Origin of the sequence: Halocatena salina, assembly GCF_023115355.1 — an archaeon.
In the GTDB taxonomy this organism is placed as follows: domain Archaea; phylum Halobacteriota; class Halobacteria; order Halobacteriales; family Haloarculaceae; genus Halocatena; species Halocatena salina.
Genome location: NZ_CP096019.1, coordinates 2,015,224 through 2,040,159 on the forward strand (window position 1 = coordinate 2,015,224; position 24,936 = coordinate 2,040,159).

Consider the following 24,936-nt stretch of genomic DNA (forward strand, 5'->3'; position numbering starts at 1 on the left):
CGAAAGAGCGTGATGATCATCGTTCTTTATAAGGGATTACCGTCTCGTCACTCGGTGAATTCCGAGTGATACGCGTTAGTACCAAAAAGCAGTTCGAGAAGATGGTTCTCGGCTGTTCGAAGCCGTTCGCTGAAATTCGACTGGCTGATGCCCAATCGATCAGCGACTTCCGTTCCATCTGCTCGTCGAGGCACTTCGAAATACCCCGTATTGTAGGCCGTTTCGAGGATTTCGATCTGCTCTGTGGTCAGTTTCGTCACCACCGTTTCCGAAAGACGACCGCTGTCGAGTGGTTCACCGACGTTTTTTATCTCTGTTACTTGCTGGAGTTCGAACTTTCCTAGTTTGTGGTCGATATCGTCTGCCATGGATCGAAACTGCTCCCAATCGCGGACCGTCGCAACGACTCGAAACTCTTTGTCCCGGTACGTGATCCGGTTCGGAATGGCTTCTTGTCGTAACACTAGCCCTAAAATAAATGGATATGATTCATTAGCGATAATCGTAACACGCTCTATACCTGCTGCTGTCGGTCCTGTCGGGACGACCCTGTGGTGAAAGAGCCGAACTCCCGAGAGGCGTTCGACGACGGCTTCGATGTCGAACTGTGATTCCGAACCGATCGTTAGCGATTCGATCCAGGTGCCGTCTTCCACGTAAAACGCGTTGTCGAGTTCGATACTGCGAACGTCATCGATCGTCTCACCGACCCCCTCAATGATCCCCGTCGGCCGTGTCCGAAATGCAATCCGTAAAATAGTCCTCACCCTGTCGAGCCGTGTTATCGACGCATACCTATGAAATAGGCGATTCGAACGACCGACACACACTGTCGATCACTGCTCGATGAGCCGATCGAACGATCGTGCGGCTTCCTTCGATGGCGGGCCGATCCGTTGGGGATGGATCACGCCGGCGAGCTGTTCGAGTGATTCGGCGATGCGGACCCCCGGACGGTTCATGTGCTCGTGGCCGTCGATGGCGTACACCCGACCAGCAGCGACGGCGGTCAGTTCCGACCAGCCTTCGCGTTCGGTGAGATCAGTGCTGTTTTCGGCTGTCTGTTCGAGGTCGAATCCACACGGGGCGACGACGAGTACGTCGGGATCGACCGCACGGATCTCGTCCCACTCCCGGGGGATCGACGCCTCGGCATCGAAGGGCGTCCGGCCGCCAGCGATCGACACCATCTCGGGCACCCAGTGGCCAGCGGTCATGAGGGGATCCAACCAGTCGAGCACCACAACTTGGGGTCGCTCGTCGATCTCCGTGACAGCGTCCCGAACCGACTCGATGCGGCTGTCGAACGCTTCGATTACCTCGACCGCCCGCTCGGACCGTCCCACTGCCCCGCCGATGCGCTCGATGTCCGATCGAATGTCCCCGAGGCTGTGTGGGTCCGTGGTGAGGATCTCACAGTCCAGATCCAACTCACTGACGGCCTCTTCCACGAGCACCTGATCGACGGCACACACGTCACACAAACCCTGTGTGACGATAAGATCCGGATCGGCTGCTGCGAGCACGTCGAGATCGATCTCGTAGACGCCCCCGTTGCGCTCGGCCTGTAGCACCTGTTGATCGATCACGGCGCTACTCGCCGTCGCATCGATCCGGGCGTGATTGACGACCGGTTTCGATCGCGCCGCAGGCGGATGATCACACTCGTGTGACACCGCGACCGGTGAAATCCCGAGCGCGTAAACGATCTCCGTCGCAGAGGGAAGCAGCGTCACGACACGCATGCTACTGATTCGTCCTCCGAGACGGTAAACGTCTGCTCCCACTGACCGATCCTACCGCTCGCTGGCTAGGTGCCGATCGTCGGAACGAGTTGCCACGTCGAACTAGTCACGGCTGACATCAATAGTACAAAGACTTGTCGGTACGCTACTGACGACCTAGTGGTGATTCGTCGGTCTGTCCGTATCGATAACAATTTACTCGGCGAGTGATACCCATTTGAGTGATGAGATCGAGTCCACCGTTCACATATCGTGATGTGATACGGGCCGATCAAAACCGATTGTACAGGAAATCGAGCGTGAGCGTCCAGCTTGTGGGTGAACGATGAGCGTAGCGAGTACGCTGTTCAACGCTGATAAGGACCACAGTAACTTCGTCTACGTCATCGCTGCTATCGCCGCGCTCAACGGGTTGCTGTTCGGGTTCGACGTCGGCGTCATCTCGGGGGCGCTGTTGTACATCAACCAGTCGTTCGCGCTGTCGCCGTTCCTCGAAGGTGTAGTCACCAGCAGTGTGCTCGTGGGAGCGATGATCGGTGCGGCAACCGGTGGTCAATTGGCTGACCGGTTCGGCCGACGGCGACTAACGCTCGCGGGCGCGGCTGTGTTTTTCATCGGCTCGTTCGGGATGGCCTTCTCACCGACCGTCGAGTGGCTGATCGCTTGGCGGATCATTGAGGGCGTTGCCGTCGGCGTTGCATCGGTCGTCGGACCGCTGGTGATCTCCGAGACGGCCCCACCGGACATCCGAGGTTCGCTCGGGTTTCTCCAGCAGTTGATGATCACGATCGGCATCCTGATGGCGTACCTCGTCAACTACGCCTTTGCCCCCGAATTTCTCGGCGTGATCGGGTGGCGCTGGATGTTCGCCTTCGGCGCGATTCCGGCAGCCGTTCTCGGGCTTGGGGTGTACTACATCCCCGAGAGCCCGCGCTGGCTCGTCGAACACGGAGAGATCGATACCGCTCGGTCCGTCCTCACTCGCATCCGTGCGAAAGACGAGGTTGATGAGGAGATCGAGCGGATCAGTGAGGTCAGCGAGATTGAGGAGCAAGGCGATCTCTCGGATCTACTGGAGCCGTGGGTTCGCCCAGCGCTCGTCGTCGGCGTCGGTTTGGCGGTTATCCAGCAGTTCAGTGGTATCAACACGATCATCTACTACGCGCCGACGATCCTCAACAACATCGGATTCGGTGATATCGCCTCGATCTCCGGAACCATCGGTGTCGGCGTCGTCAACGTGGCAATGACGGTCGTCGCCATCATGCTGGTCGATCGCGTCGGCCGACGACCGTTGTTGCTCGTGGGTACTGGCGGGATGACCGTCATGCTCGCCATACTGGGGCTTGGTTTCTTCCTCCCGGGACTGTCGGGCATCGTCGGCTACGTGACGCTCGGGAGTATGCTTCTCTACGTCGCCTTTTACGCGATCAGCCTCGGACCAGTGTTCTGGCTGCTGATCTCGGAGATCTACCCGCTTCGGATCCGTGGCACCGCCGAGGGCGTCGCCAGCGTCTTCAACTGGGGAGCAAACTTCCTCGTTGGATTGACCTTCCTCTCGTTGATGGAGCAGATCGGAGAGAGCTGGTCGTTCTGGATTCTCGGTGCGTTCTGTGTTCTGGCATTCGTGTTCATCTACCTCAAGGTGCCCGAGACGATGGGGCGTTCCCTTGAGGAGATCGAAGCGGACCTCCACGAAAGCACCACCGTCAGTAGCGACACGGATATCGACGTTTCCGATCGGGAACCAGAGCAGTACTCCGAGTGAACGGCCACGGCCGCTGATTTCGATCGCTCTGTCGTCGCAGCGGACCACAGTCTTCCGATCGTATAAACACGCGGACACCCTACGACACCAGCATGGCACGGCCCACAGTAACGGCGCTCACCGAGGCGTACACGCTGGTGCGTGTGGCCCTTGACCGACGAACGCCGAACCGAAAGCGTATACTTTTCGCTGTAGCACTCACGGCGGCGTACGTGCTGTCGCCGGTCGATCTGTTATCGGATCTCGTTCCCGTCGTGGGATGGACCGACGACGTGGTGATCGGACTCCTCGGCCGCCACGCCGTCTACCAACTCGTCCCACGGGAAATCGTCGAAGAACACCGCCAAGCTGCCAGCTCACACCTCCTCGTTGCTGGTGGATTCACGTTTCTCCTCGTGGTGGTGCTCGTGGGTATCGTACTCGTTTCACTCGGCGTCGTCTGACGTTCAGTCGACAGACACTCGAACAGCCCCAGCGTACACGCGGTGATGTCCGATGGGATCTACCGCGTGCTCTGCAGTCCTCGTTCCTCCGAGGAATTTCTGTTACTCGATACGACGACCGCGGACCCGGTGTACGTCAGCAAACGAGGCTATCCCGAGGAACGAGCCAGCACGATCGACACGATCGAACAAGGAAACACAGTCGCCGCGACGATCGATTGGTCGACTGATCGACCACGGTTTGCGTCGGTAACGATCGAAACCGAGACGACCGTTTCCTTCGCCAGCGATGCAACCAACATCTTCGAGGCCGCACGAGCGTGTTGGCACGAGACCGTTTCCGATGGCGATCCGATGCACTCCCGTCTCACTCGGGGGACCGATGGGGCCGTCAAGGGCGTTCTCTACACCTTCGCAGAACAAGCTGGTGAGCGGGAGTTGTTCAGCGAGTTCCGCGATGGGATCAAACCGCTCGATCCCCTCCTCGAACCCATTACCGCGAGCGAACCACCGTACGCTGTCTTCTGCTTGGATCCCCGGGAACTACCCTGTGTCGTCGTTCACATCGTTCTCGAACCGGACGGTCTCCTCGCAGAGACCATGCGGGACACATACACGTTTGATTCGTGCTGACGCACGCCTCCGTCAACCGTCATCCAGCGTAAGAACTATACGCTCACCGAGCACTCCACGTTTTATGGGGTTCATGGATAAACTGTTGAGCGAAGGAGGGGGTCATAGCCATCAGCACACGACGGACGATTACGTCGAGCTCGATTTCGACGATTTCGAAACGAAAGTACCGGACGCCGAGACGAATATCCACGTCGCTAAGCTAAGTAGCAAACAGGACGTGATCGTCATCAAAGACGCAATCTACGACGGTGATATCGTCATCGCCGATCTCACGCGTCACTCCACGAAGGACCGGGCGATGGAGCACATCACCGACGAACTCAAACAGGTCGCAAACGAAGTCGGCGGCGATATCGTTCAGAAAGACGACGACCAACTCATCATCGCCCCGAGCGGGGTCGGTATCAGTCGTAAAAAGCTAAGCCACTGACTGCTTCCAGGAAGTCATCCCGTTCCCCCCTGTACTATCTCGATCCTATCGCGTGAACGAGTCAGATCGCGTCTCTTCGCTTTCGATTTGGTGTCAGGAAAGATCCGGCTCGTCGCTGTCTTCGACCGCCCGTTTCATCGAGTCGCGCCGGCTTTTGGCGTCTCGTCCCGTGGCTTCCAGTAGGAACTCGTTTTTCGTGGCGACAGCGTCTTGCGCCGCGTCGATGTTCCCTTCCTCGATGAGGTCCTCAGTCGGTCGCTCTTCGAACTCGACCACGAGCTTGTCCTTCTTACTGTTGAATTCGAGCCGTCCAGCAATGATACGGTCGAACACCGGATTGTCCGGCTCTCCGATCACGTACAGCTCGCTATCCTTATACGTCTCGGTCCCCGTGATAGGGCCGAAATATTCCTCTACTGTGGCTTTCATATCCGGGATACGATCTTCAAGATGCTCTCCCCGGCGCATCTTATACTCGCGCATGGATTGACGTTAACGAGAACGGGTTTAGGCGTTCCGTTCACTCCGTGGATCGGTGACAACTCGACGCACGATCTGTTAGATACGCGTCGTGGCATTGCGGACAGATATCTCCGGATCGAAACGGTGAATTCGCTGCGATAACCGAAAACCCACACGTCGAACAGATTATCATTTCTTCATTAAACTCTGATGAGTTCTGTTGCGTGTCTGTCGTGGATTCGTCTTCTATCGTCTCAGCCGACGTTCGACTGACGGTATCACTTTCTGTCGCACCGGTAGATGCCGACGCGAGGATCTCTCCGTCGTCCGTCGCAGCGGTGATGGAATTCGAGGACTCTCCGTTTTCCTGTCGATGGACTGGCGTTTTCGTTGCGGGATGCCACGAATCTCCGAGACGATCATCCGATCGCGTCGACCAGTTCGATGATGATCGGGATGTCATATCATTTTCAGAGAGAATCACGCCGTCGTCGCGGCGTTCCTCCGAGGGCGCTCCGTTCGTTTCGGACGAGCCGTCGTTGACGATGTCGACACCGGCAAATCCGGATGCTTCCGAGTCCTCGTCGTCGATCCCTGTCGACTCTGCCGTTTGTTCTGGGTCTGGATCGTCGGCTTCTGGATCGGGATCATCGACCGTTTCGGACGGGTCGTCGATAGCATCACCCTCGTGTTCTCCCTCGTCAAACGTCTGTTTCGTTATCTCTTTTCGTTCTGCGAGCACCCGTCGCTCTCCGCAGATCGAGCAGACCATCACCCGCCGTTTGATATCGATAACGTCGTCGCCCCGATGTTCACGCTCGTTAACGAGTCCGGGCTCCTCGAACTGATGACCAAGAAACGAACATTTGAGCCCCATTGGTGGTTTTTGTCACGCTTTATCCATAAAGGCTCCCCCTCGATATGAAGTTACCTACATAGAGGCGCTGATTCTTCTTCTTCTTCAGGATGTCGTTCGAGAATATGACTGGTAAGGAAGGGAGGAGATCGACCGCCTACACTACTGTTAATAGCAACCCGGTAATACGTGTACGCATGCGAGCGAAGCGGGAGTTTCGTACCCGCAACGAAACCGAAGTCGCGGTCCTCGATGCCCTCGTTGAGCGATCGGACGACGGCATGACCGTCCTCGAACTTCGTTCCCGGGTCGACGTCGAGATCGACGTGCTCGAAGCGGCGCTTTCGTCCCTCAACGACGACGGACTGATCGATGCCGAACGCACTGACGATCAGCTTGTGATCACGCCCGTCGATCGCGTGATCCCAGACGAACAGGAAAACGACCACACTCAATCATTGTTCGATCACTTACGTGAACAGGTCCCAGACAGCCTCCGAAACTGGTTGTGAGCCGCACGTTCGATCGGGCCGTTCATTTGGGTTCGGAATCGATTTTTCAGCATGACTGTTCTTGAGTCGATTCACGCCGATCACGGTGCGACGTTCACCGAACACAACGGTGCCCGCGTCGTCGCCGATTACGGACGTCCCGACCGGAGCCATCGCGCCGTTCGAAACGTCGTAGGTGTCATCGAACGCGGATATGGCATCGTCGAAATCATCGGTGACGACCGAATCAGCTACGTCGACAACGTCGTCTCGAACAGCGTCCCCCGCGACGACGGAGCCGGTTGTTACGCCCTAGTGCTCGATCCACAAGGAGCGATCGAAACGGAACTGTACGTGTACAACGCGGACGATCGGCTGCTGTTGTTTCTCCCGTTGGATCGGGCACGTCCGCTCGTGGAAGAATGGCAATCGAAGGTGTTTATCGACGACGTGGATATCCGTTTCGTCGAAGATCTCGTCGTGTTCGGCGTCCATGGACCGAAAGCGACCGAAAAAGTCGCGTCAGTGTTGACCGGTCCCAGTGTGCCCGAGCGGCCGCTCTCGTTCGTGCGAGGAACGATGGGTGATGTCGGCGTTACTGTCATCGCGGGCGACGGACTGGCAGGCGAGGAAGGGTACGAGATCATCTGCGAGACGGCAGACGCAGATCGGGTATTCGACACGCTCGTCAACCACGGCCTGAACGCCGCTCCCTTCGGCTACACGACGTGGAACACGCTCACGCTCGAAGCCGGCACGCCGCTGTTCGACACGGAGCTTGCGGGTGTCATCCCGAACGTCGCTGGCGTCCACACTGCGATCGATCCCGAGAAGGGCTGTTACGTCGGACAGGAGGTCGTCGCTCGCGTCGAAAACCACGGGCAACCCTCACAGCGACTCGTCGGACTCGCTCTCGAGGAGGTTCCGAAGTCGAGCGCGGCGGTTCGTGCCGGAGATACCGTCGTCGGCGAGATAACGCGGGCGGCTCGAAGTCCGATGAAAGACGATCCGATCGCGCTCGCGTACATCGATTTTACTGTGGAAACGACACACCTGACCGTCGACACTCCAGCCGACTGTGCCGCTTCGGTCGTCGACCTGCCGTTCGTAGCGGGGAGCAGCCGATCGCCGCGGCTCCCAAGCTACGAGGGTGACGGACACTAGATGATGTCTTTTAAAACGAATGCGACGTGTGGAATCGGCGTTATAGCAGGCCCGATTTTTGGAGCTTCATCAGGTCCTCGGTGTCGAGGGTTTCGCCTTCCTTGAACTTCTGATAGATGTCTTCGGCTTCTGCGCGGGCTTCTTCGCGTTTCTGTGCGCGTTCGTCCCGACGCTCTTGTTCTTCTTCCTTGTCGAGTTCGCGCAGGCGTTTTTGCACCCGAACGAAATCCTCGTGGTGGCGGTCTGCTGACTCTTGGGCCTCCACGAACCGTTCGTGGGCCTCGTCGGCCTCATCACGGATGTCGTCGGCTTCCCGGTAGGCCGCGATCATCTGGTTGTGATGTTCTTGGGCTTTGTCAGCCAGTTCGGTCACCTTCTGGTGGTGGGTGCTCGCTTCTGAGCGGATCTCCTTTGCCTCTTCACGTAGTTCCTCGATGTCACCGCCCTGATCGAGTTTTTCCTTTCGTTCCTGGTACTGATCTCGTTTGGACTCGATCTTCTCGATGAGTTCCCGTTCGTCTTCCGAGGAGAGCACTTCCGTCTGTTGACGGAATTCGAGCTGTTCGATCTCCTCTTCGAGCTGTTCTAAGCTCTCTCCGTCGTCGAGATCAAGCTCGGATTTGGTCTGATCGACCTTCGAGAACAGCTCGTTCGCCTTCGCGTTCAGCTCGTTTCGTTTCTGTTTGTGCTCTTGCACCTCCGAGTTTAGTTCGTCGCGTTTTTCGCGGTGGTGTTGAGCCTCGTCGACCTTTTCGCGGGTTTTGGCGTTCAGTTCGTCTCGTTTGGACGCGCGCTCCGAGGCTTTCTGGTTAAGCTCGTTACGTCGATCTCGGAGTTGACCTGCACGCTTGATCAACTCTCCTTTGGACTTGTTTTCGAGTTCGTCGTCTGTGAGATCTACGTTCTTGGATTTATCGATTGACTGTGCCATGATTGGTTTGAGTACTGTCCATTACCGCCACTAGCGATAGCAGAGGCCGAGCGTGGGTAACAACCGTCGAATAAGCAGTGTTCCGTTTCATTCTAGTCGCCAAACGATGCCCCTCGAAACGCTAGCGGCGTTCTGGTACTAGCCAATACAAATACGATCTACTTAAACCTTTCTCCAGCAAAAACCGGTAAAACCCCCGTACACAGGGGTTTCAAGCCCGGTAACGGCTAGCACGGTTGAGCGGTGACATATAAATCATTCGAACGTCTTCTCAGTAGAAACGAACGGATGAAGGTGATCGGGATGTGCTGTGGTGTTGATGAGCGATCGAGACACGACACACGACTCCGCTTCCGGTTCGGAGACCGTTCGTGGACGTGGTCACGAGCACGTGACGGCCGAACACGCGAGCACGCTGGAAGTGACGAGCGACGATTGGCTCACGCCAGCGGGTGACTGCATCGTAGCGGTTGAGGCGGATCGAGTGCCGGCCGACTTCAAAGACGCGTTCGTGACAGCGTGTCGAGAATCGACGGCGACGATCACCGCGACGTTCGTCGCTGGCGACCACAAGCAGACGGTGACCGGTCACGGCCATCCCGATCTCACCTTCGAGAGCGATCGGAGTATGGTGCTCCGGACCAGCGAGTACGTCGATGACCGCACCGTGATGGTCGGTGCGGATACGGCGGCGGAGGGGATCGACCGTGCGCTGGTCAGGGCGCTCGCGTCCGGAGCCGAGTTGCGCGTGACGTTCGAGGTCGAATAGGGTTTGTGGCTGTCGTTCTGAGTGTGTGTATGACCGACGAGCCTGCGACGAACATCAGCGGTGGCCAGTCGGGTGGGAGCCGATCCCGGCTGTTCGAGTCCGGAGCGGATGCTCCAACGACGCCAGCCGAGATGGTCGTGGACCGACTCGGTGAACGCTACTGGCAGAAAACGTACGGCGGGCAAGACGCCTTCGAGTGTCTCATCCGGACGATCCTCAGCCAGAATACGAGCGACGCGGCGAGCCAACCCGCTCACGACGCACTCATGGATCGGTACGGCGACGGCGGTCTCGCCACTGCGCTTGCGAATGCCGACCACTCGGTGCTGGCGGAGACGATTTCCTCTGCGGGACTACAGAATCAGAAGTCCAAAACGATCATCCGGATCGCAACACGGGTGCGCGAAGAGTACGGCGACACCGAGGCGTTCGATTCATTCGTGCGGGATGGTTCCTACGACGACGTTCGGGACGCGTTGCTCGACATGAAGGGTGTGGGACCGAAAACAGCCGATTGTGTGCTGTTGTTCGCCAGCGGTCACGACGGCGTGTTTCCGGTCGACACCCATGTTCACCGCATCTACCGGCGGCTCGGCATCGCGCCTCCAGATGGCGACCACGAAGCCGTCCGTGCCGTACTCGAAGAAACGATACCGGCGGCGAAATGCGGCTTCGGGCACACCGCCAGCATTCAGTTCGGGCGGGAGTACTGCACGGCTCGAAAACCCGCCTGTCTGGACGGCCCCGAGGCGTGTCCACTCGGAGATATCTGCGACCGCGTGGGTGTGAATCCCGACTCCGGCGAGGTTGTCGATCCCGCCGACGCGCCGACCGATACGGAGTAACTGCTGTTACTTTTCGATGATGGTCTCCTCGACGGCTTCCCCGAAGTGGCGCGCGGTGTCCTCGTGGTACACGAGCACTTCGTCGCCGGCATCGAGATCGGTGACCGATTTCCGTCCATCCGGCGTGGCGACCTTGATGGTTTCTGCGTTCTGAAGCAGCGTTTCGATCACGTCGCCCTCAACCTCGGCCTGGATGCGAAACATCGGTCGGCGCTCGATCTTCGCGCGACCGACCACGGCCTCACGGGTGTTGCCCTCGGTGTCGACGATCTGCACCGTATCACCGCTGCCAAGCTCCGAGAGGTATTTTGTTGTGCCGTCGGGCGTCCGGGCATACGCGTGAACCGCTCCCGCGTTCACTCGGAACGGACGAGATGCTACATAGGGTGAGTCGGCGGTTTCGGCGTGAACGAAGAACAGTCCTCGGCTCATGCTCCCGACGAGCAGCCCTTCCTCGTGTTCGAAGAGGCTTCCCGTGTCGACACACACCCGATCAGCCGAGCCAATCTGCTCGATATCGGTCACGCTCGCTGATTTGAGATCCAGCGTCTCGCGCCCGATAGCGTCCCGGACTTCGACCGTCTGCCGGATCTCGTCGGGATCGTCGGTGTCGAGCAACACGCCATCCGCACCCTGTTCGAGCGTCTCGAAGGCCGTTTGGGCCTCGTCCGCTGTCTGTACCCCCGCGATGAGCGTCGTCTCCTCGCCGATGCGGGCGATGAGATTTTCGAGCGGGATGATCGTCCAGTCCTCTCCGATGACGAGCGTGTACTCGGCGTGTTCGGCCGCGGTTTCCGCGAACGATTCGTACTCCTCGCTGTGGATACGGACGAACGCCCCGTTCGTCGGGTCGTCCGCTCGCTGTAACAGGGAGATATCCGCCGATCCGGAGTGTTCCCCCGGCAGATCCAGCGTTCCATCGCCCTCGCTGTTCTTCCCAGCGATGAGCGCGTCGGGACGTTCGTCCTCGGTTGGTTCCACCTCGGAATCGGTCACGGGGGCGCTGTCTGTGCCAAGCGCCGCGACGTTCACCGTGCCCAGCTCTCGAACACGCTGTACGTCTTCTTTCTCGACGAGCACCCAGTCGACGCCGGCTTCTAATCCCGTCGTGATCCGTTTGCGTCGGGCCTCCCAATCTCCGACCTCATCGTCCGCTTTGAGCCAGACGGCACGTGTCATGACCGGATGGTAGACATGAACCCTATTGAGCATGGTGAATCGTAACTGGTCGTGAAGCCCCCGACGATAGATTTTTACACAGAGAGGAGATAGAATTACAAATGGCGATTACGACGGTGTTGTTCGATCTCGACGGGACGATCTGCGAGCAGCTACGACCGACCGACGAGCGCTTGGCGAGTGCGTTCGAGCGCGCTGGGATCGAGCCGTTCTTCGGGGTGGGGGATATGCGTCGTTGGATGGGGGAAATCGACGCAGACAGCGCCGACGAGTTTCGACGGCGGCTGTTTCGTTCGATCGCCCGGGAAAAAGAGAAGGCCATGAGCATCGCTGACGATCTCGTTGCTGCCTACGAGGAGCCAGATCCGACCAACGTGCGGTTTCGGTCGGGGGCACGGACGACGCTCGAAACGATCGCAGCGGAGTACCGGGTCGGTCTCGTGACCAACGGCGGACGGGCCACCCAACGGACGAAACTCGAAACGCTCGGGATCGACGATTCGTTCGACGTGACGGTGTTTTCAGAGCCGGGCCGGCCGGCAAAGCCAGCGACGGAGCCGTTCGAACGGGCGTTGTCTCCTCTCAACGTTCGCCCTCGGGATGCGGTGCACGTCGGTGATTCGATCGGGAGTGACGTTGCCGGTGCCCACGCTGCTGGACTCGAATCGGTGTGGGTGCCACACGCCACGTCGCTCCGAACCGATGCGATCGCCGGGATCGATTCACCGACGATAACGCTCGATGGCGTCTCACAGCTTCCGGGCGCACTCGATCGATACCGGTGAGCCGACAAGTGTCGTTACGCTTCGATCGTTAGCCCTGCTCGTTGTAGCGCTTTCTCTGCGGTGCGGTCCTCGTGAACGACGTCCACCACAGCGCGCGTGATGGCCTCGGGATCGTCGTGTTGGAAGACGGTACGTCCCATCGAGACGCCTGCTGCCCCGGCGTCCATCGCTCCACGGACCGCTTGCAACGATTCGTAATCCGATTCGGGTTTGCCTCCGGCAATGACGACCGGCAACGAGGTGGCGTCGGTTACCTGTTCGAAGCTGTTTGGATCACCGCTGTAGGCCGTTTTGACGAGATCGGCCCCGAGCTCCTCCCCGAGCCGAACCGCGTGAGCGAGCGCGTCGGCGTCGTGTTCGTCGACACCCGGCCCGCGGGCGTAGGTCATCGCCAGTACGGGTAGGCCGAATTCCGCTGCGCGCTCGGTGATTTCCGCGAGATCCTCGATCTGTTTTGGCTCGTGGTCGCTGCCCACGTTGATATGCATCGACACCGCATCAGCGCCGCGCCGTATCGCGGCTTTCACGGTCCCCGTGATGCGTTTGTCGTTCGTGTCGGGTCCGGAAACAGTCGACCCATTGAGGTGAACGATGTACCCCGCGCCGTTCGTGTTGCCGTGGACGCGCTCGGCGATCCCTTTTTGGGTGAGAACGCTGTCAGCACCCCCGCTGGTGACCGCATCGATCGTCCGTTCGATTCGTTCGAGACCAGTGATGGCCCCGAGTGTGATACCGTGATCCATCGGGACGATTACGTATCGTCCTCCTGTACCGATCCGTTCGAGACGTGCTCGTACTCCTGTAGTCATGATCATGTTACTGTCTACCAGGCCTCGTTCAAAGCCGTTCCGATCGTGGCCGTCCTTGTTCGATGATTCCGGTGGTGAGTTCTCTCGCTTTCGCTTCGAGACGCTCGGCGGTTTCTTCGGTCGTCAGATCGTCCTCATACCCCTCCGCAACGATGTCAACAAGCGCGCTCCCGACGATGATGCCGTCGGCACCCGCAGCCACGATTTCGCCCGCCTGCTCGCCCGTCGAGATGCCAAAGCCGACCGCAGCGGGGAGATCCGATCCCTCCAGTCGATCGAGGCTGTAGCTCGTGCGATCACTCACGTCGCTTCGCGCTCCCGTCACGCCGAGGCGCGCCTGAACGTACACGTACCCCGAGCTGTGTTCGAGCAGGGGCGTGAGGCGTTCGTCGGTGGTCGTCGGTGCCACGATAAAGATGAGATCTACTCCGTGCGCATCACACGCCGTTCGCAGGGGTGTGGCTTCCTCGACCGGAAGATCCGGTACTATCAGGCCGTCGATCCCAGCCGCAGCCGCGCGCTCGACGAACGGCCGTGGACCCTCTGCATCTCCATACTGGTAGATGAGGTTGTAGTACGTCATACAGACGAGCGGCACGTCCACGCCGAGCGTTTCGACGAACTCGAAAAAGCGTTCGGGCGTCATCCCGCTCTCCAGCGACCGAACGATCGCCTGTTGAATCGTCGGCCCCTCCGCGATCGGCTCACTGAACGGGAGACCGAGCTCAATAACGTCTGCCCCGCCGCGTGCCAGCGCCTCGACGTATTCGATCGACGATTCGAACGTCGGATCGCCCGCCGTGAGATACGGGACGAACGCCGGTCTGTCCTCGAACGCTGCGGTGATATCGCTTTCACTCATTCCGATCACCTCCCGTGGTCGAAAACACGTCCATTTCGGGGGCTGCCGGAACGTCGTGTGTGGCGGTCTCTTCGAGAACCGTTTCGAGATCCTTGTCGCCACGGCCCGACACCGTGAGCACCACCTGCTCTCCCAACTGTTCCGGCGTCGCCTCTTCGAGCCACCCGACGGCGTGGGCGGTTTCGAGAGCAGGGATGATCCCCTCTGCTTGAGAGAGCCGGTGGAAGCCTGCCAGTGCGGTTCGGTCGTCTACGGACTCGGGTGTGACCCGTCCCGTTTCGACGAGATGCGCGAGTTCGGGACCGACGCCAGCGTAGTCCAATCCGGCCGATACGCTGTGGCTTTCCATGATCTGTCCGTCGCTGTCCTGAAGCACGCGGGTACGCGCACCGTGAAGCACGCCCTCGGTGCCGGTCGTGAGCGACGCGGAGTTGGGAGCCACGCCGCGTTCCTCATCGACATCGAGCGAGGAGCCACCCGCCTCGATCGCGTACAGGTCGACCGATTCTTCGTCCACGAAGTGATGGAACGTTCCCATGGCGTTGGAGCCACCACCCGCACACGCGACGACGCTGTTGGGAAGCGTTCCCGTCTGTTCGTGGAGCTGCTCTCGAATCTCCGCGGAGATCACCGCTTGGAATTCGTCTACCAACTGCGGGAACGGGTGGGGTCCCACGACCGAACCGATCACGTAGTGGGTGGTTTCGACGCTGTGTGCCCAATCCCGCAGCGCTTGGCTGATCGCTTCTTTAAGCGTGCCCCGACCGACATCGACGGGCGTCACCTCGGCGTCGTTGAGTCGCATTCTGAAGACGTTTGGGCGTTGACGGTTCGTGTCCGTCCGTCCCATGTATATCTCACACGGCATGTCGAGATGGGCGGCCGCCATCGCCGTCGCGGTGCCGTGTTGGCCCGCGCCCGTCTCCGCGATGATCCGCTCTTTGCCCATGTATTTGGCTAGTAACACCTGTCCGAGCGCGTTGTTGAGTTTGTGGGCACCGCCGTGGACGAGGTCCTCCCGTTTGAGATACACCGACGTTCCGTACCGCTCGGAAAGCTTTTCGGCGTGTTGGAGTGGGGTCGGTCGCCCGCCGAACGTGCGCAATCGCTCGCGAAACTCGTCCATGAACCCGTCTTCGTTGTCCAACACGTACCGCCGGTAGGCGTCGGTCAACTCTTCGAGTGCCGGCATCAACGCCTCTGGAACGTACTGCCCGCCGTATCGTCCGAACGTTTCGCTCATGCTCGTGTCGTCAACCGCTGTGTGTTCGTCTCCACGTCGCCGTCCATGATGGCGCTGCCGATCAACAGCCCGTCTGCGCCCGCCCGGCGCATCCGTGCGGCGTCTGCCGGTGTCGTGATGCCGCTTTCGGCGATCAGCGTCACACTGTCGGGCACACTGGGGGACAACCGTTCGAACGTCTCCAACGCAACTTCGAGACGAGCCAGATCTCGGTTGTTGATCCCGATGATCCTCGCCCCCGCGTCGATCGCCCGATCCAGTTCGGACTCGGTGTGTACCTCGACGAGTACCTGAAACCCACGGTCACGGGCAGCTGCGAGCAGTTTCGGGAGATTATCCACGAACCGAGCGATCAGCAACACTACATCGGCTTCGACGGCGTCTAACTGTGCTTCCCGCACGATGAAATCCTTCCGAAGCACCGGCACATCGACCGCAGACCGAATCCGCGCGAGCGTCTCGGTCGAGCCACCGAAATGATCCGGCTCGGTCAGCACCGATAGGGCCGCCGCCCCACCGGATACCATTCGCTGGGCGAGTGCGACGGGATCGTCCGTGCGTGTGCCGTCCGTCGTCGGACTCGTCGGCTTCACCTCGGCGATGACCGGAACACGATCGTTTCCGACCGCATCGAGCCGATCGGGAAGTGATCGAGGACGAACGGAGACCCGCTCGCCCGACACCGATCGTTCGCGTGCATCAGCCAGAATAGACGCCACCGCAGGGGCGAGATCACTGCTTTCTACTGCCGTTCCATCATCCATTATTGTACGCTAATGCACTTATCTGTACATAAGGCTTGCGTCCTCGATTCGCTTGATCGAATCGTTCAAGCCACTGTTCGGTGTACAGTCGGTATGGACGAGGAGGGAGCAGGGATTTATGTCCGCGAATCGGCTCATCTCGATCGGTACGTTCAGATCGGCGTGGTCGGTGGTCGAGTGATCTCCGTGGAGTTTCCCGAGTCATCGGATCAGATCCGGTTACCGGAGAACGGTGATTCCTCCGAGTCACCGGCGTCTCAGCCACCGGACGAGCACCCGCTGCTCGATCGAATCTTCGCGTATCTGAACGGTCGGGAGGACTCCTTCGAAGACATCGACACGGGATTGACGGTGCCGACGGAACATCGAGCGGTACTCGAATCGACCCGGAAGATACCGTACGGACAGTCCGTCGATGTCGAGCAACTCGCTCGAACCAGCGGACTCGATGCGGATGACCACGAAACCGTCCGGAACGCGCTGCGAGCCAATCCCGTGCCGCTAGTGATTCCCGATCACCGCGTCCGTGACACGCCAAGCGGCGCTCCGACAGCGATCCAACGCCGACTACGGGCGATAGAAGGGCTGTAGCCGTCACTATTTCGATAGACACGCATCGAAACCGGCTCCCGATAGAGAGGGTGAGAAATCTGCGCTGGCGATACGACAGTGGGGCCTCCTACACCTTACAGGACATCCAAGCCGAGGTCCAGGAAGTCGTTGTCTTCGCCGTTGTCGATGATGACGTTGCCGGAGTCATCGATGTCGATGCCGTCGTTGTCTTCGCCACAGTTGTCGTCGTCGTAGGTGACGTCTGTACTGCTCGCCATCGCGGGCGTCGCGCCGGCTCCCACGATCGTGCCCAACAGCACGAACGCGACCAGCGCAACACGGAATGCTCGTTTCATGGGTATCGTCTGGGATCGCTGCCACGTTGGCGATCGGCCACCGCGATTGATCGCAAACGGAGCCGGACCATGGCTGTATCCCAGTACGAAATACGTTCCAACACATATGTTATAAGCGTTACTATTGAGAGTAGGTATAGACGGATATGATACAGTTCTTGTTGATAATCCCACAATTACGCGATGGATTACAGCGTTTATCGAAACCGAAAAAGATGATTGTTACCCAACTAATTCTACATTTCGTACAGTAACAAATTGGTTGGTGTTATATCATTATTGGCCGAGTGGGGCCGTTAGAACGTCACTGTTTTTCGACACACCGTCGTGTCTGCGTGCCAGTTACGATCGGATCCGTCCGCGTTGTGATCCTGAGCGTCGAAGGGACGGGCCAACGGTACTGTCTTCATCCCAAACCCCTTTGTTGGCTGTCCCGTATCTCGGGGTAATGCCGACGTGTGATAATTGTGGGAAGCAAGTAAGTATGCCCTATCGCTGTCGTCACTGCGGTGGGACGTACTGCGGAGATCACCGGCTTCCCGAGAGTCACAACTGTTCTGGATTGCAGGACTGGGACAGTCCGGGCGGTGTCTTCGACAGCGGGTTCGACGACAGCGTGAACGAGTCAGAATCGACGTTACGAACGCGGCTCGCGGGGACAGGCGAGCTGTTGAGCTACTTCCGGGGAAACATGACGTTCGTGTTTCTCGCGATCATGGCGGTGGTCTTTCTCATACAGGAGATTTCAGAAACGGTCCTCACTGCCCAACTGTGGTACGCGCTGTTCACGCTGAACCCCGCCAATCCGTTGTACGTCTGGACGTGGATCACGTCGATCTTCTCTCACGGCGGCTTCTTTCACCTCCTGTTCAACGGCATCGTGTTGTTCTTCTTCGGGCCGATCGTCGAGCGGAAGATCGGATCGAAGAAGTTCGTCGTGCTGTTTCTCGGTAGCGGCATCGCTGCCGGGTTCGCCCAAATCGCTATCGGCTATCTTGCCGGTCCTATTAGGCCGTTGCTGGGCGCGAGCGGTGCCATCATGGCCGTTATGGGCGTACTCACTGTTCTGAATCCGGAGCTTCAGGTGCGGCTGTACGGTATCATTCCGATGCCGCTGTGGGTGCTCACGATCGGGTACGCCGCACTGTCGACGCTCGGAATGATCGGTGGGGCGGCGGGTGGCATCGCACACGGTGCTCACCTCGCGGGGCTGCTCATCGGGGTGGCGTACGGCCAACGCGTGAAATCACAGGGAATGAGCGCTCCCGGGCAGCTCCAACTCGGTGGCGGCCGGGGTCCGGGTGGGCCGGGTCGTGGTCCACGTGGCCCGTTCTGACGATGTCCGGGATTCGAGAGCGGTTCCGTCCCGATCCGTCGATGAACCGGACACAGATGGAGGCGCTCCAGCGCGACATCGCGCGGACGGCCGTTTTCGAGGACGCGATCGACTTCGATCCCACGACTGTCACGGTCGACACACCGACGCCGGAGACGCCGATCGTTGCTGGCGTGGATCAGGCGTTTCTCGACGACCGGATCGTGAGCGCGATCGTCCTCACCCGCGGTGAGGAGGTCGTCGCCCGCACCTACACCACGTCCTCGATCGAATTTCCGTACGTTCCGGGATTGCTCTCGTTTCGGGAGGGCGGCTCGATCCTCGAAGCGTTCGAGACGCTGACCACGGAGCCGGACGTCATCGTGTTCGACGGCAGTGGACGGATCCATTTCCGGGAAGCGGGATTAGCCGTTCACATCGGTGTGGCGCTGGATCTACCGGCGATCGGAGTGGCCAAAACGCTGCTGTGTGGGCAACCGGTGGTCTCGACAGATGCGCTCGCTGCGGGCGAGCGTGTCGAGATCGTCGCCGACGACGAGATGAGTGCACCGGACGGCACCACGGTGGGCCACGCGCTCCAAACCCGTCAGTACCCCAACAGCCACCGCATCAATCCGGTGTACGTCAGCCCCGGCCACCGGCTGAGCGCTGACACCGCCACGGCGATCATCGACCGGTGTCGAGGTGAGTATAAGCTTCCCGAACCGACTCGGCTGGCCGACGCCGCTGCCGACGAGGCCAAAGAAGTGATCGAGTGACCGGTCGGCACGTTTTCGTTTTCTGATCGCCGAACCGAAAACGGCAGTTACGTAGGGCCGCACGGAGAGTACAGTATATGGACAAGACGGTACTCATCACCGGCTGTTCGTCCGGTGTCGGCCGTGCGACCGCAACAGCGTTTCTCGAAGAGGAATGGACGGTGTACGCGACCGCGCGAAACACAGAAGACATCGAATCGCTCGCGGACGTGGGGTGTGAAACCGCACCGCTCGACGTGACCGACGAGGATTCGATCACGGCCGTCGTCGATCGGATTCTCGACGAACAGGGGCAGATCGACTGTCTCGTGAACAACGCTGGCTACGGACAGTTCGGTCCGGTTGAGGACGTTCCAACGGAGTTGCTGGACGCCCAGTTCGACGTGAACGTGTACGGCCCTCACCGGCTCGTCCGCGCTGTGCTTCCGTCGATGCGAGAGCACGGCACCGGAACGATCGTCAACGTTTCGAGCGTCGTCGGACGTGTTTCCGTCCCCGGTATGGGCGTGTACAGCGCTTCCAAGCACGCACTCGAGGCGCTGAGCGACGCGCTTCGGTCCGAAGTCGAGGACGACGGCGTTGCTGTCTCACTCGTCCAAGCCGGTCCCGTTTCGACCGAGTTCGCTGACCGGGCAGACTCCGAACTCTCGAAGCTCGATCAGTCCGACACCTACGACGCCGTCTACACGTTTTATGAGGACACCGAGATGTTCGGTGGTCAATCTCCCGTTGCTGTTCCGCCCGAAACGGTTGCGGAGACGATCCTCGAAGCCGGCGTGTCGCCGAACCCTGACGCGCGATATCCGGCTGGATCGTTTGGGACCCTAGCGCTCAAAACACGGTTCCTTCCGGACGGTGTCCGTGATTGGGTGTATCGGCAGCTCCTTCGGGTGCTGTAACCCGCCACCACTGATTCGACCGCCTCGAAACCGACATTGGGCCGCCGATCGTCGTCGTTGGGCGACGAAGTGATCGACCTCCGGGGATCGTTCGTCCGACGACCGATGCCACGATCAATCTAGACACGCCGCGACCAGTCGAAGCATCGAAGGGCCACGAATTTCGGAAGCGAACAACGGAACGCGCTTGATCTCCCGGCCTCGAAACACCGACTGAGCACGCTGGAGCGCTTCCTGTTGGCTCTCCCATCGGTGTTGACAGAACGTACAGTCATCGACGTTCGGCGTCACGACGTCACTGGTATCAATATCTGAGAGACGTTCGACGTTTTCTGTAACACGATTGACGACGACCGTTCCCGTGGCGATCCCGAACTCTTCAAGCCGATCGAGTAGCCGTTGGGATTCGATGACGCTCAGTTGTTGTGGGGTCATAACCACCCGGAACTCCGTGCGATCGGGATCCTGAAGAACGGATCGGAGGTGTTCGATCCGGTCGCTGAACGCTTCTAACTGATCCATGCCGTCGCTGGCGTTCGAATCACCGAACGGTCCTGGGAACGAGCCGAGTGCGCCCCGCATCCGTTCGCGCAGCGAGAGAAAACGACCAACCATCGAGTCCATGAGATCGGGGAGAGCCAGCAACCGAAGCGTATGACCGGTGGGTGCGGTGTCGACGACGACGCGATCGAATCGAGGATCGTCAAAATATTCGAGCAACAGCTGCACAGCGGCCGTCTCATCCGCACCGGGGAACATCGGTCCTGAATCGACGGGCTCCCGGTCGATCGGCCCGGTGTCGTCGGGGGTCCCGTCCATTCCCATTCCCATTCCGAACCCGAATCCCTGTCCGTTCAGTCCATCGAACAGCCCATCGAGAGTTGCACCGTTCTGTCCGTCGTTCGCTTCGGGATCAATCTCGACGCCGTACAACGGATGTTCCTCGCTGATCCGTGCCGGTTCGTTTGGGATCGGGAGTTGGAGGATGTCCGATAGCGAATGTGCTGGATCGGTCGAAACGATCAGCGTCGGTGTACCGCCGTTCGCGCTTGCGAGTGCCGTTGCGGCTGCACACGTCGTTTTCCCGACCCCACCCTTACCCCCATACAGAACGTACTCCGGCGCGTCGACTCCCGATGGAACGGTGGTTCCGTCCACCGTCGCCTCCTCATCGATAGTTTCGATGGAGTCGACTGCCTCAACCTCGATGTCGCTCATACTCGGATTATCCCGTCCCAACTTGTGTAGCCGTCGATCTTCTCTCACAGCTGTTTGTCGGAAACGAAGGCTTCGAGTCGGGTGGCCGCGTCGTCAACCCGTTGCGTGAGGAGCGCAAATCGGAACCAGTCCGCTCGCGTCCGTCCGAACGCCTCGCCGGGCATGCCAGCGACGCCCGCCTCGTCGATGAGCCGCTTCGTGTTTTCGAGCGTACCGGGAACGCTGTCGAACCGCGCGAGAACGTAAAAGCCACCGTCAGGACGGGCGTACTCCGCCCCGATCGCATCGAGTGCCTCGGTGAACGTTTCGATCCGGTCGCGCAGTCGCTCGCGGTTTCGTTCGTAGTACGAGCGGTCAGTGTCCCGGAGAGCCTGGTAGACGGCGCGCTGGGCGGGACGGCTGCCAGCGACGTTCGTGAGCATGTGGCGGGTTCGAACCGCCTCGACCAGCCGCTCTGGGAGGACAGCGTATCCGACGCGGAGTCCGGTGACGCCTAGAGATTTCGAAAAGGAGTTCGTCACGACCCGGTGCTCGGAGTCGATCGACAGCGCGCTCTCGAACGTGCCCGTGTAGTCGAAATGGTCGTACACCTCGTCGCTCACCACCAGCGCGTCGTTCGCTTCTCCAATGGCGATGAGGTCGGTCATCACGTCCGGATCGTACACTGCTCCTGTCGGATTGTTCGGGGTGTTCACGACGATCAGCGCCGTCTCCTCGCTCGCCGCCTCGCGCACTCGGTCCGGATCGAGCTGTCCCGTCCGTTCCGCCGGGACGAACGTCGGCGTTGCCCCCAGCAGCTGACTCCGACCGGCGTAGTAGGGGTAGACGGGATCGGCCAACAGCACTTCACTACCTGAATGGTGCTCCAGTCCGGTCGCCATCGAGAGGTGGTTGGCCTCGCCAGCGCCGTTAGTGACGATGACCCGTTCTTTCTCGACACCTCGACGGTCGGCGATCTCTTCGCGAAGCGGTGAGAGCCCTTCGCTCGGGGGATACTGGAACTGTCCGGGATCGCCGCTCGCGTACTCGATGAGGCCCTCCCGGAGCGCGTCCGGCGGACCCCAGTCCGGGTTGCCGCTCACCATGTCCACGGTGTCGCGCTCGGATGCCGCCGCGTACTCCATGACGTGGTAGAACAGCGGCCGATCGTACTCCATACCTCTCCTCGTGTATCGCCGTTTCTGTCCCTTTCGATGCGAACGAACGCAGTACACCGAACGTGTCACACGCCGTGAGTGGGTTCGTGGTCGAGTCGTCATCCGAGTGGTGCTGGTAGGCGTTGATGTCCTATCAATACGTGTATATTTCTGTCGTCGGTTACGTTCGGTGGGATGGGTCTCATCGCCGAATACCAGATCACATACCAGCAGCTCCCGCTCACCGACGTTGCGACCGCTGTTCCCGGAATGACGATCGAGCTGACCGTGGGACAGCCGAATCAGGCCGGTCCCCCGCCCTTTGTCGTTCGGGCCACGGGCGGGGCGTTCGAGGAGCTAGAACGAGCGTTCGAGGCGTCGGCGTTCGTTCGTTCCTACTCCCTGATTGCTCGGGGGCAGACCACCCGAGCGTATCAGCTGCTGCCAGCGGCTTCCATGGAAGAACAGCTCGGAACCACCGTCTCCCAGCCAGCCCAGCTTCGGGCGCTGTCGGACAACGAATCGATCGTCGAGCGGATCGCCGTCACTCCGGAGGGATGGGTCCAACAGCGGTGGTTCGCCGACCGGACGGCATTCCGCGAATACTGTGCGTTCTGGCGCGAAAACGCCGCCGCGTTCTCCGTCCACCGCCTCACGGAGTCCACGCTGGAGGAAGATCGAAACGAACCGCCGAGGATGACCGACCGCCAGCGCGAGGCCCTGCACACCGCCTACGAGATGGGTTATTTCGAGATCCCCCGGACTGCGACGCTCACCGAGGTCGCCACCGCGCTGGGGATCTCCGCGTCGTCGCTGTCGGAACGCTTGCGGCGAGCACAGACGCGGCTCATCGAACACTCCCCTGTCGAGGATAAAAGCCCTCACTGATGAGAGGACGACTTACTCCGACAGGACTCCGACCATTGTCCACCGATGCAGACAGTCACCTCAGTTGATGGCACGGAGATCACCTACCGAGAAGCCGGCACGGGACCGCCGCTCGTGCTCGTCCACGGCGGTGGACTCGGGGAGAGCCTCTGGACCCATCTCCGCCCGCAGCTGGTCACAGACACCACCGTCGTCGCACCGTACCGACGCGGGCACGGACCGAGTGGCGATACAGCGGCGTACAGTCTCGGTCGAGAGAGCGACGACATCAGCGCGGTCGTGGAGACGATCGACGGCGCTGCGACCCTGTTCGGCCACTCCTTTGGCGGACTCTGTGCGCTGGAGGCGGCACGAACGACGCCAGTCGAGCGGCTCGTCCTGTACGAGCCGGCGCTGCTCGTCGGGAACCACAGGGACGACGCGACGCTCGCGGCGGAGATGGAGACGCTGCTTGAGGCGGGAGAACGACGCCGAGCGATGGCGCTGTATCTCCGGAAAGCCACGGGATTGGAGCGCGTCGATCATTTACTCACCCCCGAAATGCTGGACCACGCCGAGATCGCCGTTCGGCAGAACCGGGCGATCGAACGGTACCGGCTGGATGATACGCTCGATCTCTCCGTCCCGACGCTGTTGTTGCTGAGCGAGGACGGTCCCGCGCATCTCCGGGACGGCGTCCGAACGCTCCACGAGCGACTCCCGAACAGCCGACTGGTCGAACTGGAGGGCATGGGCCATCAGGGGATCGTGACCGATCCCGAACGAGTGGCGGCGACGATCACGGCGTTCGTGGAGAAATAACGGCATCCCGGAGTAGCTAACCGTCGAACAGCGATCCGTTTTGGCGGTGCTACATCTGTATGTATAGCTATCATATTACAAATGTATGTCAAACGCATCGGCCACTGATAGCAGTGACACCCTCGTACAGATCAACGTTCGTGTGACCGAACAGTTTTCTCGAACAAATAGATGACACGTGGCAGGGACGAGGATTCAATTCTCGGTCGGAGTACATCCGACTGTCCTCCACGACGCAACGGAGCACTCGACCTTTGATCGAGACGAACTGTTCGCGCTTGCTCTCGCGGAGCGCGAGATCCGTAACGAAGAAACGATCTCCCGCGCTGATATCCTCGATCGATTCGATCTTGAAATCCCTGAGGGATGACTGACAGGGACGATACCGACGAGTGGTCGTGGCGGTTTACCTCGACGGCGGAGGGGGATCTCGCCGCTCTTGAACGTACGGACCGACAGCAGATCGTCACCAAACTGGAGAACATCTGTAACCCTCCGTGGCGCGATCTTCCTGATTACGGTGAGCGATTGAAAAACAGTCCATACAGAAAGGTACGAGTTGGAGGATTCCGGTTCTCGATCACGTTTGACCGTGAGTGCAAGGAAACGGTCATTGCGCGTATCAAACGCCGTGATGGCGCGTACACTGTGACGATTGAAACGGACATTTGCAGGGAACCGAGTGTCGGTGACAGCTACGGTACTGGGACGACTGTATCGACATCGACGACGGTAACGGCGTCGGGTGCGTGGTCGTGGATCCCGCTGTCGATCGTGACGAGCGACCAGAGCGAGCAGTGAGTGGATACA

General features: G+C 59.8%; 29 protein-coding genes and 1 pseudogene. 17 read left to right on the forward strand and 13 right to left on the reverse strand.

Annotated elements, in window-relative coordinates:
* Positions 1-47: 47 nt before the first annotated feature.
* Together MW046_RS10285 and MW046_RS10290 are read right to left on the reverse strand one after the other, a co-directional pair.
* On the reverse strand, positions 48-758 hold the full coding sequence (locus MW046_RS10285; protein ID WP_438268186.1) for a helix-turn-helix domain-containing protein: 711 nt from the start codon (positions 756-758) through the stop codon (positions 48-50).
* Between the two features lie 78 nt (positions 759-836).
* Positions 837-1,745 carry a cobalamin-binding protein gene (locus MW046_RS10290; protein ID WP_247993020.1) on the reverse strand — a complete coding sequence of 303 codons (909 nt, stop codon included), beginning with the start codon at positions 1,743-1,745 and terminating at the stop codon, positions 837-839.
* Between the two features lie 325 nt (positions 1,746-2,070).
* On the opposite strand from MW046_RS10290, the gene MW046_RS10295 reads away from it, so the two are divergent.
* The 4 genes from MW046_RS10295 (at position 2,071) to MW046_RS10310 (ending at position 5,022) form a co-directional block, all read left to right on the forward strand.
* The gene (locus MW046_RS10295; protein ID WP_247993021.1) at positions 2,071-3,513 is read left to right on the forward strand and encodes a sugar porter family MFS transporter; all 1,443 of its coding nucleotides are present in this window, start codon (positions 2,071-2,073) and stop codon (positions 3,511-3,513) included.
* A 92-nt stretch (positions 3,514-3,605) separates the two neighbouring features.
* Positions 3,606-3,956 carry a YkvA family protein gene (locus MW046_RS10300; protein ID WP_247993022.1) on the forward strand — a complete coding sequence of 117 codons (351 nt, stop codon included), beginning with the start codon at positions 3,606-3,608 and terminating at the stop codon, positions 3,954-3,956.
* A gap of 45 nt (positions 3,957-4,001) precedes the next feature.
* On the forward strand, positions 4,002-4,589 hold the full coding sequence (locus MW046_RS10305) for a DUF6663 family protein (protein ID WP_247993023.1): 588 nt from the start codon (positions 4,002-4,004) through the stop codon (positions 4,587-4,589).
* 64 nt (positions 4,590-4,653) lie between these two features.
* Complete coding sequence (locus MW046_RS10310) at positions 4,654-5,022, forward strand: cell division protein SepF (protein ID WP_247993024.1); 369 nt, start codon at positions 4,654-4,656, stop codon at positions 5,020-5,022.
* 93 nt (positions 5,023-5,115) lie between these two features.
* Here MW046_RS10310 and MW046_RS10315 read toward each other — a convergent pair whose 3' ends face one another.
* On the reverse strand, positions 5,116-5,505 hold the full coding sequence (locus MW046_RS10315; protein WP_247993025.1) for a DUF5611 family protein: 390 nt from the start codon (positions 5,503-5,505) through the stop codon (positions 5,116-5,118).
* A 37-nt stretch (positions 5,506-5,542) separates the two neighbouring features.
* Complete coding sequence (locus MW046_RS10320; RefSeq protein ID WP_247993026.1) at positions 5,543-6,361, reverse strand: DUF7093 family protein; 819 nt, start codon at positions 6,359-6,361, stop codon at positions 5,543-5,545.
* A gap of 176 nt (positions 6,362-6,537) precedes the next feature.
* Here MW046_RS10320 and MW046_RS10325 point away from each other — a divergent pair, with 176 nt between their 5' ends.
* Positions 6,538-6,852, forward strand: coding sequence for a DUF6432 family protein (locus MW046_RS10325; RefSeq protein ID WP_247993027.1), 315 nt, complete (start codon positions 6,538-6,540; stop codon positions 6,850-6,852).
* Between the two features lie 51 nt (positions 6,853-6,903).
* Complete coding sequence (gene ygfZ, locus MW046_RS10330; protein WP_247993028.1) at positions 6,904-7,995, forward strand: CAF17-like 4Fe-4S cluster assembly/insertion protein YgfZ; 1,092 nt, start codon at positions 6,904-6,906, stop codon at positions 7,993-7,995.
* Positions 7,996-8,035: 40 nt separating this feature from the next.
* Here the strand turns inward: ygfZ and MW046_RS10335 are convergent, their stop codons facing one another.
* Entirely contained in the window at positions 8,036-8,926 is an 891-nt protein-coding gene (locus MW046_RS10335; protein ID WP_247993029.1) for a coiled-coil protein, read from the reverse strand.
* Between the two features lie 319 nt (positions 8,927-9,245).
* Between MW046_RS10335 and MW046_RS10340 the strand changes: the two genes are divergently transcribed.
* Entirely contained in the window at positions 9,246-9,695 is a 450-nt protein-coding gene (locus tag MW046_RS10340) for a DUF371 domain-containing protein (RefSeq protein ID WP_247993030.1), read from the forward strand.
* A 29-nt stretch (positions 9,696-9,724) separates the two neighbouring features.
* Positions 9,725-10,540 carry an endonuclease III domain-containing protein gene (locus MW046_RS10345; RefSeq protein WP_247993031.1) on the forward strand — a complete coding sequence of 272 codons (816 nt, stop codon included), beginning with the start codon at positions 9,725-9,727 and terminating at the stop codon, positions 10,538-10,540.
* A 6-nt stretch (positions 10,541-10,546) separates the two neighbouring features.
* Here MW046_RS10345 and MW046_RS10350 read toward each other — a convergent pair whose 3' ends face one another.
* Entirely contained in the window at positions 10,547-11,719 is a 1,173-nt protein-coding gene (locus MW046_RS10350) for a 3-dehydroquinate synthase II (protein WP_247993032.1), read from the reverse strand.
* 101 nt (positions 11,720-11,820) lie between these two features.
* Between MW046_RS10350 and MW046_RS10355 the strand changes: the two genes are divergently transcribed.
* Positions 11,821-12,504 carry an HAD family hydrolase gene (locus tag MW046_RS10355; RefSeq protein WP_247993033.1) on the forward strand — a complete coding sequence of 228 codons (684 nt, stop codon included), beginning with the start codon at positions 11,821-11,823 and terminating at the stop codon, positions 12,502-12,504.
* A gap of 14 nt (positions 12,505-12,518) precedes the next feature.
* Here MW046_RS10355 and MW046_RS10360 read toward each other — a convergent pair whose 3' ends face one another.
* The 4 genes from MW046_RS10360 to trpC are packed head-to-tail and all read right to left on the reverse strand — an operon-like array spanning position 12,519 to position 16,182.
* Complete coding sequence (locus MW046_RS10360; protein WP_247993034.1) at positions 12,519-13,313, reverse strand: 2-amino-3,7-dideoxy-D-threo-hept-6-ulosonate synthase; 795 nt, start codon at positions 13,311-13,313, stop codon at positions 12,519-12,521.
* A 28-nt stretch (positions 13,314-13,341) separates the two neighbouring features.
* Positions 13,342-14,175 (reverse strand): tryptophan synthase subunit alpha, encoded by an 834-nt coding sequence (trpA, locus tag MW046_RS10365; RefSeq protein WP_247993035.1) that lies wholly within the window; start codon positions 14,173-14,175, stop codon positions 13,342-13,344.
* Complete coding sequence (gene trpB / locus MW046_RS10370) at positions 14,168-15,418, reverse strand: tryptophan synthase subunit beta (protein WP_247993036.1); 1,251 nt, start codon at positions 15,416-15,418, stop codon at positions 14,168-14,170. Before trpB ends, trpA begins: the two co-directional genes overlap by 8 nt.
* Positions 15,415-16,182, reverse strand: a complete 768-nt coding sequence (gene trpC, locus MW046_RS10375; RefSeq protein WP_247993037.1) for an indole-3-glycerol phosphate synthase — start codon at positions 16,180-16,182, stop codon at positions 15,415-15,417. Before trpC ends, trpB begins: the two co-directional genes overlap by 4 nt.
* 93 nt (positions 16,183-16,275) lie before the next feature.
* On the opposite strand from trpC, the gene MW046_RS10380 reads away from it, so the two are divergent.
* The gene (locus MW046_RS10380; protein WP_247993038.1) at positions 16,276-16,773 is read left to right on the forward strand and encodes an MGMT family protein; all 498 of its coding nucleotides are present in this window, start codon (positions 16,276-16,278) and stop codon (positions 16,771-16,773) included.
* Positions 16,774-16,868: 95 nt separating this feature from the next.
* Here the strand turns inward: MW046_RS10380 and MW046_RS10385 are convergent, their stop codons facing one another.
* Entirely contained in the window at positions 16,869-17,090 is a 222-nt protein-coding gene (locus MW046_RS10385) for a hypothetical protein (RefSeq protein WP_247993039.1), read from the reverse strand.
* A 448-nt stretch (positions 17,091-17,538) separates the two neighbouring features.
* On the opposite strand from MW046_RS10385, the gene MW046_RS10390 reads away from it, so the two are divergent.
* The 3 genes from MW046_RS10390 (at position 17,539) to MW046_RS10400 (ending at position 20,083) form a co-directional block, all read left to right on the forward strand.
* Positions 17,539-18,426, forward strand: coding sequence for a rhomboid family intramembrane serine protease (locus MW046_RS10390; protein ID WP_247993040.1), 888 nt, complete (start codon positions 17,539-17,541; stop codon positions 18,424-18,426).
* Between the two features lie 2 nt (positions 18,427-18,428).
* Positions 18,429-19,184 carry an endonuclease V gene (locus tag MW046_RS10395; protein ID WP_247993041.1) on the forward strand — a complete coding sequence of 252 codons (756 nt, stop codon included), beginning with the start codon at positions 18,429-18,431 and terminating at the stop codon, positions 19,182-19,184.
* Between the two features lie 77 nt (positions 19,185-19,261).
* The gene (locus tag MW046_RS10400; protein WP_247993042.1) at positions 19,262-20,083 is read left to right on the forward strand and encodes an SDR family oxidoreductase; all 822 of its coding nucleotides are present in this window, start codon (positions 19,262-19,264) and stop codon (positions 20,081-20,083) included.
* 114 nt (positions 20,084-20,197) lie between these two features.
* Here MW046_RS10400 and MW046_RS10405 read toward each other — a convergent pair whose 3' ends face one another.
* The gene (locus tag MW046_RS10405) at positions 20,198-21,301 is read right to left on the reverse strand and encodes an ArsA family ATPase (RefSeq protein WP_247993043.1); all 1,104 of its coding nucleotides are present in this window, start codon (positions 21,299-21,301) and stop codon (positions 20,198-20,200) included.
* Between the two features lie 44 nt (positions 21,302-21,345).
* Entirely contained in the window at positions 21,346-22,458 is a 1,113-nt protein-coding gene (locus tag MW046_RS10410) for a pyridoxal phosphate-dependent aminotransferase (protein WP_247993044.1), read from the reverse strand.
* Positions 22,459-22,632: 174 nt separating this feature from the next.
* Here MW046_RS10410 and MW046_RS10415 point away from each other — a divergent pair, with 174 nt between their 5' ends.
* From MW046_RS10415 to MW046_RS10430, 4 genes and pseudogenes are all read left to right on the forward strand, one after another.
* Positions 22,633-23,325, forward strand: a complete 693-nt coding sequence (locus MW046_RS10415; protein WP_247993045.1) for a helix-turn-helix domain-containing protein — start codon at positions 22,633-22,635, stop codon at positions 23,323-23,325.
* Between the two features lie 45 nt (positions 23,326-23,370).
* Positions 23,371-24,126: an alpha/beta fold hydrolase gene (locus MW046_RS10420; RefSeq protein WP_247993046.1), complete on the forward strand. Its 756-nt coding sequence runs from the start codon at positions 23,371-23,373 to the stop codon at positions 24,124-24,126.
* 85 nt (positions 24,127-24,211) lie between these two features.
* Positions 24,212-24,496 (forward strand): annotated as a pseudogene (locus MW046_RS10425) (ribbon-helix-helix domain-containing protein).
* A complete protein-coding gene (locus MW046_RS10430; protein WP_247993048.1) occupies positions 24,493-24,927 on the forward strand; it encodes a type II toxin-antitoxin system RelE family toxin in 435 nt (144 codons plus the stop codon). The pseudogene MW046_RS10425 and the gene MW046_RS10430 overlap by 4 nt, the downstream one beginning before the upstream one ends.
* The last annotated feature ends 9 nt before the right edge of the window (positions 24,928-24,936 follow it).